Annotated in this window: 11 protein-coding genes and 1 other RNA gene; 7 read left to right on the top strand and 5 right to left on the bottom strand. The window is 56.5% G+C overall.

Annotated features, from left to right (window positions below; all coding sequences use genetic code 11):
• Positions 1 to 345: 345 nt before the first annotated feature.
• Positions 346 to 795, top strand: coding sequence for a YtoQ family protein (locus soil367_RS13720; RefSeq protein WP_136549628.1), 450 nt, complete (start codon positions 346 to 348; stop codon positions 793 to 795).
• Positions 796 to 825: 30 nt separating this feature from the next.
• Positions 826 to 1,422 (top strand): histidine phosphatase family protein, encoded by a 597-nt coding sequence (locus soil367_RS13715; protein WP_246065314.1) that lies wholly within the window; start codon positions 826 to 828, stop codon positions 1,420 to 1,422.
• 60 nt (positions 1,423 to 1,482) lie between these two features.
• On the opposite strand, the gene soil367_RS13710 is transcribed toward soil367_RS13715, so the two are convergent.
• Positions 1,483 to 2,445, bottom strand: a complete 963-nt coding sequence (locus tag soil367_RS13710; protein ID WP_136549627.1) for a hypothetical protein — start codon at positions 2,443 to 2,445, stop codon at positions 1,483 to 1,485.
• 212 nt (positions 2,446 to 2,657) lie between these two features.
• Here soil367_RS13710 and soil367_RS13705 point away from each other — a divergent pair, with 212 nt between their 5' ends.
• The gene (locus soil367_RS13705; RefSeq protein ID WP_136549626.1) at positions 2,658 to 4,598 is read left to right on the top strand and encodes an alkaline phosphatase D family protein; all 1,941 of its coding nucleotides are present in this window, start codon (positions 2,658 to 2,660) and stop codon (positions 4,596 to 4,598) included.
• A 160-nt stretch (positions 4,599 to 4,758) separates the two neighbouring features.
• Here soil367_RS13705 and soil367_RS13700 read toward each other — a convergent pair whose 3' ends face one another.
• Positions 4,759 to 5,088: a hypothetical protein gene (locus soil367_RS13700; RefSeq protein WP_136549625.1), complete on the bottom strand. Its 330-nt coding sequence runs from the start codon at positions 5,086 to 5,088 to the stop codon at positions 4,759 to 4,761.
• 539 nt (positions 5,089 to 5,627) lie between these two features.
• On the opposite strand from soil367_RS13700, the gene soil367_RS13695 reads away from it, so the two are divergent.
• Positions 5,628 to 6,686: an endonuclease/exonuclease/phosphatase family protein gene (locus tag soil367_RS13695; protein WP_136549624.1), complete on the top strand. Its 1,059-nt coding sequence runs from the start codon at positions 5,628 to 5,630 to the stop codon at positions 6,684 to 6,686.
• Positions 6,687 to 6,745: 59 nt separating this feature from the next.
• Here the strand turns inward: soil367_RS13695 and soil367_RS13690 are convergent, their stop codons facing one another.
• Positions 6,746 to 7,486 (bottom strand): PRC-barrel domain-containing protein, encoded by a 741-nt coding sequence (locus soil367_RS13690; RefSeq protein WP_136549623.1) that lies wholly within the window; start codon positions 7,484 to 7,486, stop codon positions 6,746 to 6,748.
• A gap of 510 nt (positions 7,487 to 7,996) precedes the next feature.
• Positions 7,997 to 9,586 carry a GGDEF domain-containing protein gene (locus soil367_RS13685; protein ID WP_136549622.1) on the bottom strand — a complete coding sequence of 530 codons (1,590 nt, stop codon included), beginning with the start codon at positions 9,584 to 9,586 and terminating at the stop codon, positions 7,997 to 7,999.
• An 810-nt stretch (positions 9,587 to 10,396) separates the two neighbouring features.
• On the opposite strand from soil367_RS13685, the gene soil367_RS13680 reads away from it, so the two are divergent.
• The 3 genes from soil367_RS13680 (at position 10,397) to soil367_RS13670 (ending at position 13,677) form a co-directional block, all read left to right on the top strand.
• Entirely contained in the window at positions 10,397 to 11,392 is a 996-nt protein-coding gene (locus soil367_RS13680; protein ID WP_216642722.1) for an ABC transporter substrate-binding protein, read from the top strand.
• Between the two features lie 3 nt (positions 11,393 to 11,395).
• The gene (locus soil367_RS13675) at positions 11,396 to 12,253 is read left to right on the top strand and encodes an ABC transporter permease (protein WP_216642721.1); all 858 of its coding nucleotides are present in this window, start codon (positions 11,396 to 11,398) and stop codon (positions 12,251 to 12,253) included.
• A gap of 101 nt (positions 12,254 to 12,354) precedes the next feature.
• Positions 12,355 to 13,677, top strand: a complete 1,323-nt coding sequence (locus soil367_RS13670; RefSeq protein WP_172962351.1) for an amidase — start codon at positions 12,355 to 12,357, stop codon at positions 13,675 to 13,677.
• A gap of 254 nt (positions 13,678 to 13,931) precedes the next feature.
• Here soil367_RS13670 and ssrA read toward each other — a convergent pair.
• Positions 13,932 to 14,294, bottom strand: a transfer-messenger RNA (tmRNA) gene (gene ssrA, locus soil367_RS13665).
• Positions 14,295 to 14,333 lie beyond the last annotated feature (39 nt).

Here is a 14,333-nt window from a genome sequence, read left to right as displayed (position 1 = left end):
CGGACAGCCAGGACCTGCTCTAGCATTCCGACAGTGCCGATCACCAGTGAGGGCAGTAACTCGAATGGCTGGATTATTTCTTCGGGACGGGTTTTCAGGCTGAGTATTTTTTTAGGGGCCTTGATGCTCAGCATGCCTATCTCTCAGCATCCTGCTGATGCGGTGCTTTGGCGACCGCGGACCGCGCCTGAAACGGAAAGCGCGCCCAGTCCGGGTGGCCTCCTGTCTTTACACAGTGCCCCATCCAACCAGTGGCTCTTGTTCTGAATCTCTGGGAGAATCAACGAATTCCATGCAGAGCAACATTGATGCACTGCGTTTTCGAGATCAGACGAGGTTGTCCCATTGTCTTTCTACGTCTACCTATCCGGTGAGATCCATACCTCCTGGCGCGATGAAATCATCGGGGGTGCTCAGGAGCACCAGCTTGATATTATCTTCACCAGCCCGATCACCGACCACGCCGCCAGCGATGCAGCGGGCGATATGCTAAGCGCCGATGTCAGCAGCGAATCGCCATTCTGGCGCGACCATCAGTCAGCCAAGGTGAACGCGATCCGTACGCAGACTTTGATCGAGCAGGCGGATCTGGTGGTGGTAAGGTTCGGACAGGAGTATAAGCAGTGGAACGCGGCCTTTGACGCGGGCTATTGTGCGGCTTTGGACAAGCCCTATATCACCCTCCACGATGACAACATCATTCACCCCCTGAAGGAGGTGAATGCCGGCGCCAAGGCACGGGCCAGTACGACTGCCCAGGTGGTAGAGATTCTGCGGTATGTGCTGAAGGCGTAACTGGTTCTCTGTACCAAGGCACGGAAGCTTATGCGCACACAGCAACTGTCACGCAACCTCATTCTCCCGCATTTCCTGATCTGGGCAGTAACGACGCTCCCGGCGTTAGGCGCTCAGGCGGAGGAGAATGCCGAGGCCTGGGATGCCCTGCGCGATGGCCAGGCCGTGCTCATGATGCGCCATGCTCTCGCGCCGGGGACCGGCGATCCGGATAACTTCGATCTCGATGACTGCAATACCCAGCGAAACCTGAGCGAGGAGGGCAGAGCACAGGCGCGAGCCTGGCAACCGCTTCTGAACATCCGGGGTATCAGCGAGGCGCGGGTATTTAGCAGCCAGTGGTGTCGCAGTATGGAAACTGCGACGGCCATGGACATCGGGGACGTTAAGGCGTGGCCCTCTCTAAACTCGTTCTTCAGCAATCGGGGCGATGGCGCGGCCCAGAAGCGCGCACTTATTGCTCTGGTGAATGAACTGGAGCAGGGCCTGCCGGTGATTCTGGTGTCCCATCAGGTCAATATCACCGCGCTGACGGATGTGTTTCCGTCGTCGAACGAAGGGCTGATTCTGGCGTTACCGCTCTCTGAGAATCCAGAAGTATTGGCACACGTAACGCCTGGGGACTAGTCCGTCGCCTGCAATAGCGCTGGGTGCATCGGCCGTTCAACCTCGGATACTTCTGAGTTGTCAGAGAATCTCCACACCCTCGCATTTGTACCGGCCAATCAGGGTGTCCTCCTGCAGCACCTCGCCGTCGAGGTTGAAACAAAACAGCCAGGCCTCGGTGCGGTCGCCGATTTCTACACTTTTAAGGCCGACGCATTCATTAGGATAACCGGGAATGATCTTGAACGAGGAGATGCCCCGTTCCGGGATGCGTTCGCCAACCTTAAGGGTGCGTATGTTGCTGAAGTCTTCACTGGCAATGATCAGTGTGTTGGCGCCACGTTCGCGCTCATCCACAGGCTCGTCGAAAGGTTCCGTTGAGATCTTGCGCGGGAAGAAAAGCCATTCCCGGCGGTAGGGATGCCACTCCGCAGCCTCATGGATAACATAGCCGTCCGGACCCACGCCCAGCGCGTCGCGCATGCGCTGGTAATTCTCCCGCCAGTCGATGCTGCGCAGGCCGTAGTCCCGGTCGAGTATCTTGATCCACTCTTCCTCGGGCCTTTTACCGTGGCTGCCGACAATCAGGTGATCGTCCTTTATGGTTGCCCATTCGCTTTTGAAGCCTTTGAACTTCTCATCGCCGCTGCCTGTCATCAGGATGTGGCGAGGCACAAGCTGGTTCTCGTGGCGGATTTCGCAAACCAGCCCCGTACGGTCGTCGAAGGTCACAAGCCGCTGGCCGAACTGGACCAGTTCAGAAAACTCAGCCCCACGTCCGCCCTCAGCAATCAGGCTGATGAGCTGGTGTTCACCGCCCTGGTCAGCCGGTATTTCTTCCAGGCGGTAGCTGATGCGCCCGGTGGCGGGATCAGTCTCGCGGTAGAGTTTGTCGTAACGGAGGGTCGATTGCCACGCCGTCTGGCCGTCTTCCAGCTCCACCTGGGAGGCGTGATCTTCGTCGGTAATGATGGCGAGCGTGTATTCGCTGGTGCCTGGCCCGTGTCGTTCGTGGCGGGCCATATCCGCATGTGTCTGGCTCATGGTAATCGCCTCCCGGCTGGGTATTGATTCTCTTCGTACCTTGAAGGACCGCCTTCGTTTTTTCCAGCCCTGTCAGTTTGTCAGCCCGGACAAGTAACGGGCCGAACAGAATGATTGTCAGCGGAGGTTCTATGGGCCACTCTCTTCGCAGCCGGCGTCGTCTGTTCGGGCAGCAGACAACGACAGGATCAGATTCAAGGCGGAGAAATGGAATGAGGTTGCAAACGTTGTCGCCGATGTTGGCGGGGCCGATTCTCAGACATGTGACAAATCGCAGAATCACTCTCTGGCTGATGGGCTCCTGTTCGCTGGTTCTGCGGCTGCGTCTTTTCCTGGGCAGTTCAGACGAGCCCTGGTGTGAGCGTACGCTGACCGAGCAAGAGGTCACGCGACTAAGGTTCGGGACATTCGCCTGCCTGCATTTGATCGACGTTGAACTAGAGGCTCCACTGCCGGCTGACACTCGCATCGGTTACGATCTGGGCGTATCAGGCGCCGGGTCTGCAGCACAAAATGCCGACGGGGAAACCTGGGTGGCGGACTGGGCGCCGCATCTGTGCATGCCGGGATCCTGCCGGCCTGATTTTGTCTTGCGGCCGCGGGTGGACCGCCTGGTTCACGGCTCCTGTCGCCGGCCCCATTCTCCGGCGCCCGACGGGTTGGCGAGAGTGGACCAGTTGCTGCTTGAGGCAGGAGCGGAAGCCGACAAACGCCCGGCGATGCTGATGCTGACCGGCGATCAGATCTATGCCGATGATGTCGCCGGACCCATGCTCCGTGCGATTCACAGTCTTATCGAGCGGCTGGGCCTGTACGAGGAATCGATTCCCGGTGGCTGTGTTGACGACAGCCGGTCGTTGCGGCAAAACCCGGACACCTACTTTCACCGGGAAAAACTGCTGCCCGATGTGAGCAGCAACGAGGCACTGTTGGAGCGCTTTTTCGGTGGCGTTCGGAAGCCCGTTTTCACCACAGCCAGTGCCCATAACCATCTCATCGCCCTCAACGAAATCATGGCCATGTATCTGCTGGTCTGGTCACCCGTGTGCTGGGAACTGGTCTCTCCGGAGCAGCCGGCACTGGGGCCAGAGGAAGCGACCGTCTATCGGGAGCAGCAGATAGCCATTGATGGGTTCGTGGCGGATTTGCCGCGTGCGGCACGGGCACTGGCGCACCTGCCCACCTACATGATTTTTGACGACCATGACGTCACGGACGACTGGAATCTGTCGGCATTGTGGGAGGCGACAATCTACGAGCACCCGTTTTCCCGGCGTATCATCGGTAACGCACTGATGGCTTACATGCTCTGCCAGGGCTGGGGCAACAACCCCGATGTGTTTGACGAGGTCGTGGCGGCGGCGCTGGATTTGACCTCATCGGCAGAGCAGGATGGCGTACTTGACCCGGCCCGGCAAGATAAGCTGATCGACACTCTGCTGAACTTTCAGCACTGGCACTATACCCTGCAGACGTCGCCGCGGATCGTGGTGCTGGATACCCGCACCCGTCGCTGGCGCAGCGAAGTGAACCGCGCCAGGCCCTCGGGCCTGCTTGACTGGGAGGCGCTGACCGAGTTTCAGCAGGAGATTATCGGGGAGAAGGCCGTGATCGTGGTTTCTCCTGCGCCCATGTTCGGGGTCAAGCTGATCGAGACAATACAGAGGTTGTTCACCTTCTTTGGCAAGCCGCTGGTCGTCGATGCCGAAAACTGGATGGCCCATCGCGGCGCAGCGAATGTGCTGCTCAACATCTTCAGTCATTCACGTACCCCTGAAACGTTTGTCGTTCTCTCGGGTGATGTTCACTACTCGTTTGTCTACGATGTGCGCTTCCGCCGTAAACCGGACCGTCCCCGCATCTGGCAAATCACCAGCAGCGGTATAAAGAACGAATTCCCCCATTCGCTCATGGAGTGGCTGGACCGCATCAACCGCTGGCTCTATGCGCCCTGGTCTCCGCTGAACTGGTTCACCAAGCGCCGCCGTATGCGTATAACGCCGCGCGAACCGGAAGGTCGTGAAGCAGGCGAACGACTCTGGAATAACGCGGGGATTGGTATGGTGGAGCTGGATGGAGATGGGGTGCCCGTGAATATCCAACAGCTGAACTCAAGAACTGGGGGAACGCGGTTCCGGAAGCCCAAGGGCTGATGTTAGGCGCTGTTTCGACTATGTGGGGTGGGCATGGAAGGACTTTACGGGTCGCACTTGGAAGCTAGCGGTAACGCTAAAGTAAGGAGTGTTCCACGCGGGTTTTGGGTCGAATTCCTCCAGGCAGAGGAGCCTGGAGGAATCGCGTGACGCTCAGTTTTTAAACGTCCCAGACGCCTTCATCTCCAGCGTCATCGTTCCAGTTGTTGTATTCGTCTTCGTCCCAGATGCCGTCGTCGTTCTCATCATACAGGCCAAAAACGCCTTCGCCGTATTCGTCTTCGGTCAGAGCGCCATCGCCGTCAGCATCCCAGTCTGAGTAGAGACCTTCATCGCCGTAGTTGTTGTCCCATTCGGTGAACTCGATGCCATCGGATGAGTTATTGTCCCAATCCGTAAAGTCGGTGTCATCGGCGTATGCCACTGAACCGCCAGCCATGGTCGCTGCAAGTGCTACACCACCGATAAGCTTTAGCCAATCACGTTTCATAATACTCTCCTTAGTTTCTGAGGACGTGTGTTTCAACATGCCGCGTGTCGGCGGCACGGTTCGATAACATCATCTCGAGGCTTTTTCTGTCAAAACGATCGGATTGACATCCAGCAATGTTCGGACGTTGTTTTAGCTAACTTTCCGGCGGCGGAAACTGCGGGCTGCCGTTGGGCAGAGCGCGGAGCAGAATCCGCAGATTTTAGCCCGACACCGTGCCTGCACCTGTGCGGGGCGAGTTTCAGCCTCCCGCCTGCTATTCCCGTCGAATGAGGCAGCGTATGGCAAAGTTTGAAAATGACGTAACGGCCGGTGTGCAATTTCCGGGCAGCGTCTGTGCTTACTTTAGTAGGGGCCGTTTGTGCCGTCGCAAGTTTTTCTTCATGTTCCGGTTCTGTAACTGGCAGGGAGACTCTGCGAGGATGGTCGGCCAATGTGTAAGGACGCGCTGTTGGCGAAAGTATCGTTCCGTCGTGAACAGCATTTATACGCGTGTCGCATGAATTGCAGAACCTACGGTGAAGCGAACAGGGGGCAGGATGAAACGGAAAATGGGTTTTGGCGTAGTCCTGGTGATGGTCGTGGCTTTGGCTGCGCTGAGTTTCATGCCGATGATCAACACAGACCGCTGGTGGATCCGTCTGTTGGATTTTCCGCGTCTTCAAGCGTCCGTAGCACTCGTGGTCCTTGCGCTGCCCGTCCTGTTCTACTTCCGTTACTTCCGCAGAATGGCAGGCCTATGCCTGATACTTATCGCAAGCGCCCTGAGTTACCACGCTTATGTGCTGTTCCCCTATTTGCCGACGGGTTCGGACTTTCCCGTAGCTGATTGTCCGGCTGGCAATGCCATAACTGTCATGGTCGCGAATGTAAAAATGCACAACGATCCCGATGGTAAGCTTCTGGACATGGTGCAGGACGTCCAGCCGGACGTCCTGCTCGCGATGGAAACAAACGCGAAATGGAATGAAGCCCTGGCGCCATTGACGAAAACCATGCCCCACACGGTTTCGCATATCTCCGGGTCGTACTATGGCATCCATCTGTTTTCCCGACTTCCACTGGTCGACCCGCAGATAAGGTTTTTAGCCGGGCAGGAGATTCCACAGGTCGTGTCCGGGATAACGCTCGGAAACGGTGAAGCTGTTGATTTTCTGGGGGTACATCCGCGCCCGCCGGTTCCTTCCCGGCCAGATACGACCCTGGCGCGGGACGCGGTGCTTTATAAAGCGGGTTTACTGGCACGCGAGCGGGCGGGTACGGCCATTGTTGCGGGTGATTTCAACGCCACACCTTGGGAAACCGCGGTCGAAAGAATGCGCCAACTCGGTAACCTTCAGGACCCACGCCGCAGCTATGGCTTCGTGCCGACCTTTAGTGCCCAGTCCTGGTGGATGTCGTGGCCTTTAGACCAGATCTTTCATGAGCCTGGGTTCGCCACCGTTTCCCTCGAGCGTCTGCCCTCGTTTGGGTCTGACCATTACCCCTTCCTTGGAAAGTTCTGTAGAACCGCCATGGGTGAGGATGAGTCGGTACCTCAAGCTGATGAAGAACTGATCAGAAAAGCAAAAGAGGTGATTGCAGCGGCAAGCCGTTAAGACCAAAAAAACGGCAGCCCGGTCAGGCTGCCGTTTTAACGCCAATTGCGGCAAGCGTTTTACGAATCCCAATCCCACGTATCATCGAATTCGTTGTAGTCAAATATATCCAGGTCCGCGACTTCATTTTCTTCATAGGGAAGTTCGTAAGCGTCGTAGCCCGGATTCCAGCCGTAGTCGTAGCCGTAGAAGGGATAAGCGTAGGTCCCCGCACCGTAAGTGCTGGCAGATTCGACTACTACTGCTTCGATCTTACCGTCCTTCGAGAAGATAACATTGTCGACATAGCCGTAGCCGGTGCCGCCGGTCAGTGTCGCATAATCATCCAGAAGGTTGGTCAGCTTCCAAGAACGGTAGCCCGTGTCGGCATCATCTTCGACCTTGGTTGTCTGGTCCAGATTCTTGGTCACGTACTCATTTTTAAAAATGCCATAGTCGTCGGCATTGTCCTCGGTGACCGGAATCCTGACGCCGTCATTGGTCATCTTGACCTCTTTCCAGGGCACGGCAACGTGGGTATCACCGATGTCCCAGACGCCTCCAACCTGGGCGATAATGGCAACAATCTTGTTGTCATTGCCAATAATCACATTCTCGACGCTGCCGATTTCTTCGCCATCGGAACCGAATACTTCAGTGTCCATAAGCTCATCGGCCTGGATGCCGCCTTTGTCATAAAGCGCTTCATAGTTCCATTCGCTGATCTTTATGATGTCGTCGTTTTTCTCTTTGGCCTGAACGCCCGCTGAGGTGGCTGCTATCGCCAGGGCAAGGGCTGTTACGCAAGGTCTAAAAGTCATACTGGATCCTCCATTTTCCTGTTTCTTTTAACGTCTTGCGATACAAACGCTACGTTCCCTGTACCCCATGGTCAACGTGTCTTAAGTGGCGGTAACACTTGATGTCCTTCACTTTTTGCCCAGTAAAGAATCAAAAAAAACAGGAGAATACAGATTATCGGTCCTTGAGCCGGATAGTAGGGTTTGAGCGTGTCATGACCGCCAAAGAAGACCTGATGATTGATGAGCACGGGTAATACGAGAGACGACTGCAGGGCGACGTCGGTTAAATGAAGAGACCAACCCGTTAAGTGAAGAAAAGAAAAGATGGGGATGAAACACAGCGGCTTCCGAAGGCTGTTCCAGCTTGGGCTATGTGAAAATCTTATCGGCGTCGCCTTGCCACCCCCTAGAGCATACAATTATCGGGGTGGAGAGAATGCCTGTAGCGTTCGCACGCACAAGGGCGACAGGCTCGCGTAACATCAGCTAGAGCTACTCAGCCTCAAGCGCCAACCAATAGCAGGCGCTCTAGTTCGATATTCCGGCAACCCAGACATTGTTCCGGCCCGCGCTTTTCGCCCGGTAAAGGGCCCGGTCTGCGGCCTCCAGTACGGCGGCGATAGAGTCTTGTTTGGGTGTAAAGAAACAAACCCCAACGGATATCGACAGGTTAATCGCTTCGCCCGATGCCTGGATATAGGGGCGCTCAACGACTGCTTCATTAAGCCTTTTTGCGAGGGCCAGTATGGTTCGCTCCGAAGGAGCCTCGGCGACAATGGCGAATTCTTCGCCGCCATAACGCGCGATGTTTATTCCCTTGCCTGCCTCAGTCTGGAGCACTTGAGATATGTGGCGTAACACATAGTCACCGACAACATGGCCATAGGTGTCGTTGACGACTTTGAAGTGGTCGATATCCAGTAACACGATCGCAAGGTGCTCGATATTGCCGGCCTTCCAGCGGTCATGCATGAGCTGGGCCTGTTGGTCGAAGAATCTGCGATTGCCAGTCAGTGTAAGGTGGTCGATATGGCTATCGGCATTCACCTTGTCGTATTTCGCCTTGATGCTTTCGACTTCTTCGGACAGCGCCTTTATCGTCGAATCCTGGGTGGCGGCGGCTGCTTTCTGCTGCTGGATGATCCGGTCCTGCCTGTCCACGTGCCTGGTGATGTTGTCAGTCAGCGAAGAAATGCTCTTGCCGAGCACGCTGCGCAGCCCTTCGAGCGTCTGGCTGTTGTTGCCAGCCTCCGAAAGCTGTCTCAGCTCCTGGGCGACCGTGTCCTGGAACTCATTCAGGCCCTCGGATGAACGATCAGCCAGCGTTTGCGTGCCGGCGTAGTTTTCAGAGAGCGAAGTTAGTTGCTGGGTAAGACCTGAAAGGTATTCCCGTTCCCGGGCTATGCTGCCGTCGCTCAGTTTAAACAGCAGCCATGCTGCATCAGACAGGTTATTAATCCCCTGGAAAAAATGGATGCCTTCCTTCGCTGCTTTTTCTGCGGATTCTTTCAGATGGCGAACATGGTCGTTATCGGGGTGTAGTTCAGCGAGGCGCTGGGTCAGGCTGTTAAGGTCTTTGTTGATACGCACAGTCACAGCAGCCAGATCGGCCTGCCGCACGTCCACTATACCCTCGCGGTAACTGCCGGCTTCCACGGGCTGCTCGCCGTGGTTTCTCTGCCTGTACGCCGCCAGCGTTTCAAGCATGTCGGTATAGGCTTTTGCTAATGCCCTCGATAGTCCGGCCGGTTGTACGTGCTCTGCGTTCAGTCGCTCTACCAGCACATCGAAATTGTGGCGCTGCGCAACGGTGTAGTGGTCTTTGTCCAGCGATGAGAGAGCATTGGCGAGTAGGCTGTACTGCTCGCGGCTATCGCGGATATTGGCCGACCAATGCTGATAGAGAGTCTGAGCCAGGTATTTAAGCTCATTGCCGGCATTGGCGTAGTCACGTTGGGTGAGTGCATTGCGGCAGTATTGGCTGGACTTGGTAACCGTCGCGTCCAGCTCCGGGTCACTTTTCTTGATCGCCAGCAGAAGTGCAGCAACACCCTCAAGCAGACCGCTGATGGTTTGGGCCGCTTTGTCGCTCTGGTTTCCGAGGACCGCCTTGGACATAGGTTTGCTCAATTATTCAGGTTGAAGTCGAAATCTCTGCACAACTTTGTTCATCGTCCGTACGAAGTTTTGTCAGTCATAAACGTGTGCGACAACTGGATCCGTTCAGCCTGATGCTGATGGTTACCCTTAATAGCCTGGTTCATTAAGGAACACTGAAGGCTAGCTTTGAGCTCAGGGCGGTCAAGGTAATGGCTGGCTGGATTCTACTTATTTTAGCACCTGGTTCCGAATCAGCGCGCGACGCGGCGGAGTTCGTGGGCGCAGGTGTTCAGAAAGGTAACCGAAGAGTTGTTTTTGTGGTGAGACCAGTCGAGATGGAGCGTATGACTGATTCGAGTCTAGCGTGAGTCAGGGCTCGAAAAATATCAGTGCTCGAAAAAAAGTAATCTGGCGACCGAATCATAATGGAGCAAATACCGGAAAGTAACTACGTCCCCGTGAAAGACTGCAAAACCTGGCTCGTCTGATATTTCGAACGGTCCGTGCATCATGGCGTCAAGCCCTTCCCCGACGCTCCTGGCCTGTACTACTTGTATTGTATTGCTCAGCCGCTGGTGGCAGAAGCGTCCCAGTCGGGCGCATGGCTGCGCCTTTGCAGTGCGTTAGAGGCCCCGTCCCGATTATCAGAGATTCTTCCCCTGCAGCGTTTTTCCCTCGGCGTGACAGGGCATTAGTCCGCAGGCCACTGCTGGCACAGATGGTGCACTACCTATCCTCAAGTGGTAGCGCTTAAGAGTACAAGTACAGGCGCTCCCTTTCTCATCCAGGCCACGCGCCGTGGCACAGAAACACTGTGGAGAAGCCCTTATGAGTACCCATTTCCGATCGACCCTCTCTTGCGTCGGCCTGATGGCGATGATGGCCTCCGGCCTATTATTTTCTGCGACCGCGGGGGCCCTTGAGAAGGTGCGCCTGGCCCAGAATGCTTCACCTATTTCCGGCATAACGATGGTGGCGAATCAGCAAGGCTTCATGAAGGATCATGGCATTGACCTGGAGGTGCGCAGTTTTACGACCGGCAGGCAATGCCTGGAAACGGTGATTGGAGGCGGCGCAGATATTGCGACGACGGCGGAGGCCCCAACGACGGCGGCGGCCATGGCTAACCAGCCTATCGCCTTCCTGGCACGGACCCAGTATTCGGACCTCAAAACGTTAACGTCAGCAGATGCCGGTATCGATACTCTGGCGGACCTGCGCGGTAAGCGGATCGCTTTCACTGCGGGCACTGGGGCTGAAGTCTACACAATGAAATTGCTGGAAAAAGCCGGTCTGACCAAGAGCGACGTGCAACTGATAAACTTGCGCCCGCAGGACATGGCTGCTGCCCTGGCGTCGGGCAGCATTGATGCCTTTAACATCTTCGAGCCCCATGTCGCCAACGCCCGTCGGGTCATGGGCGACGATGCGAGACTGCTGAACACTTCAGGCATCTACGCCGAGACGTTCAACATTGTACTCATGCAGGACTACCTCGAAAGCAACCGGGAGACGGTCCTCAACTTCATGCGGGCGCTGATAGAGGCCGAGCAATGGATAAAGGATAACCGGGAGCAAGCCATCTCGGTCATTGCGGAAGCTGCGGGGATGCCAGAGGAGGATCTGGCCGCAATCTTCGACGATTATATCTACGAGGTTGTCATCGACGACCGAACAATGGATATCCTGAACACCCACGCTCAATGGCGTCTTGAGTCTGGTAACCATCCGTCCGGCGCAACCATGCCTGACTTCAGCAAGGTCGTTTATCCCGGTGTTCTGCAGGAAATTGCGCCGGCGCGTGTTACTGCGGAAGGTCTGTGAGCAATGGCACAGCCAGCCGCTAAGAGCGCTGTCGAATTAGCGCGTAGCTCAACGCCGCAGCAATCTCAGGCTCAGATTCCGCTAATGCCGGCCCGAAGACGGCCGCTGCGCGAAATTATGACATGGGAGCGTCTGGCGCGAATTGTCTCGCTGCCACTTTTCCTGGGCCTCTGGCAGTGGGTTTCAAGTGCCGGTTTTGTCAACGCCATGCTATTTCCACCGCCGACTGTTGTTGTGACATCCTTTCTGGACTGGATGGGTAGCGGCCTGCTTTGGAGTGATCTCGGCATGAGTCTGTCGCGTATCGCGGTGGGGTTTGCCAGCGGAGCTGTGGTTGGCGCAACGGTCGGAATCATCACGGGACGCTTCCGGCTAATTGAAGGTCTGCTCACGCCAGTGTTCAGCCTCCTTCGGCCCATACCGCCGATTGCCTTTGTACCGCTTGTTATTCTCTGGTTTGGGCTGTCCGAGTGGGGTAAATATTTTCTGGTGTTCTGGGGCGTATTTTTCACGGTCTGGATGGCGGCCCATCTTGGCGTGCAGAAGGTTAACCCGCTTTACATACGCGCGGCCCAGTGCCTCGGCACGCCGGAGCACAAAATGCTTACCCAGATATACCTGCCTGGCTCTCTGCCCTATATCCTCGTAGGGCTGCGCACCGCGGTGAGCATCGCCTTTTATGCCCTGGTCGCGGCGGAGATCGCAGGGACATTCTCTGGAATCTTCTACCGCATCGATATCTCCCAGCAAAACCTGCAAGTGGGCCATGCAATGGCCGGTTTGCTCGTGTTGGGAGCTCTTTCGCTCATAGCTGACCGGACGTTCAACGCGATCACCAAACGTTACAACTGGGCGGATTGATGGGCAGTGGACATGGAGGCGAAACGGAGGCCGGTTTGGCCTGCGAAGCACGAACCCTGTGCCGATCCATTGCCAAGGGGGAGCTTTCTCCGGTTACCGCTATGAAGCAGACTCTCGCACGGTTGGCTGTGACCGAGCCTCGGCTTAACGCTTTCAGTGCCATGGACCCGGACTTGGCGATGGATCAGGCCAGGTCGGTAGAGCGGCAGCTTGCGTCAGACGGTCCTTCGGGGCCGCTTGCCGGGCTGCCGGTATCGGTCAAGGATGTGCTGCCGGTCGCGGGATTGCCTCTTCGGTTTGGCTCCCGTACTACTGCAGACGAGCGAATGCATGAGGATGCCGTATTGGTGCAACGCCTACGTGGCGCTGGAGCGTGTATTGTCGGCAAGACTACAACCAGCGAGTACGGTGCAAAAGCCGTGGGTGACTGCCCTTTGACGGGTATTACCCGCAATCCCTGGAATCTTGAGCGAACGCCGGGCGGATCGAGCGCTGGGGCTGGGGCCAGCGTTGCTGCGGGAGTAACGGCCGTGGCCATAGGCACCGATGGCGCCGGATCGGTGCGCATCCCCGCGGCACTCAACAGCCTTTTTGGAATCAAGCCTCAGTTCGGCCGGATTCCTTTCTACCCCCTCGCTGCAGCTGACAACCTGGTGCATCCCGGTATCATTTCCCGAACTGTTAGAGACGCGGCTTTCATCCTGGAAAATCTGGCCGGTTTCGATCGCCATGACCCGAACAGCTTGCGTCAGCCTGTTCCCGCATTGGTCTCTGCTTGCGACCAGCCACTCAAAGGCATGCGTGTTGCCTGGAGCCCGACCCTGGGGTACGCCCGACCCGACCCGGAAGTGCTGGCGTTATGCGAGCGTGCAATTGCTTCTTTCGGGGCGCTGGGAGTAAAAGCCACCACTGTGCGCAAGGTTATGGCTGACCCTGTGGATATCTGGGCGCTAGAGTTCTACGGAGCGCTTGCGAAAGCTCTGCGTAAACCCTTGCGTGAAATGCCCGAGATGCTCGACCCGAGTTTGTTGCCGATGCTCGAATGGGCCGTTAGCCGCAGTGCCGCCGACTATCAGAGATCGCTGGGAAGACGGAAACATCTACGCGAGAGAATGCGATCATTCTTTCGCGATTTTGATCTGCTTCTGACGCCGACGCTTCCCGTGGCCGCCTTCGAGGTAGGGCAGGATCAGCCTCCGGGTTGGGCCAATACGAACCCCATGGCCTGGGTCAGTTATACCTACCCTTTCAACCTGACCGGCCAGCCAGCCGCCTCCATTCCTTGCGGGTTCACCGGCGAAGGATTGCCCGTGGGGCTTCAGCTTGTCGCTCGTGACCACGATGAACCAACCTTATTCCGCGCAGCCGCGGCGTTCGAGGCAGCGCAGCCCTGGTCCGATATACTCCCGGCTGGGTTTCGGTGAAGCCCTAAGGCATAAATTGACAGGAGTGCAGGGAAAGCGTCGAGCACGGGCTCGGCCCGGGGCTATAAGTCTAAGTGAAGACTGGCTCAACTGGGGGGTGCGGTTAACGAGCCTGGGTTGTGCCCCATAAATGCCCCCTGCAACCAGGCTTCTATCTATGGTTTCTTTTAAGACGCCCCGAAACGAAAAAAGGGCCCGAAGGCCCTTGGTTGTGCGGTTCTTGAAGCGGTACTCAGCTTACCGAAACGCTTGTTTGGTGGAGACGGCGGGAATTGAACCCGCGTCCGCCAGTGTTCTGCCTTTGGCTCTACATGCTTAGTGTCCTTCTATTGTTTTAACTTCAGGCGACCCGAAGGCCAGGGTGCCTGAAGCGAGTTCCTGGGTTTTAACCTCCGATTCATGGAACGATGAGCGGAGGCGAGCTTGTTAGCTATGATGTCCTGAGGTGTTACTTCTCGGTTACAAGCATCCGAGTCAGGACAACCGGCAGCTTACGCTGCCAGTGCGTAGTTATCGTCGTTTGCGACTATAACGTTGCAGCTTTTATTTACGAGATTAGCTGCCATCTCGGCATGCACCGCAGGGTTCACTACCGGCGTCGAAGCCATGTCGTCCCCTGTATCAAGTAGTATGGGGGCAAGCCCTGATGTCTTCAA

The sequence above is a fragment of the Hydrocarboniclastica marina genome (assembly GCF_004851605.1).
Lineage (GTDB): Bacteria > Pseudomonadota > Gammaproteobacteria > Pseudomonadales > Oleiphilaceae > Hydrocarboniclastica > Hydrocarboniclastica marina.
This window is presented reverse-complemented; position numbering and strand designations above follow the sequence as displayed.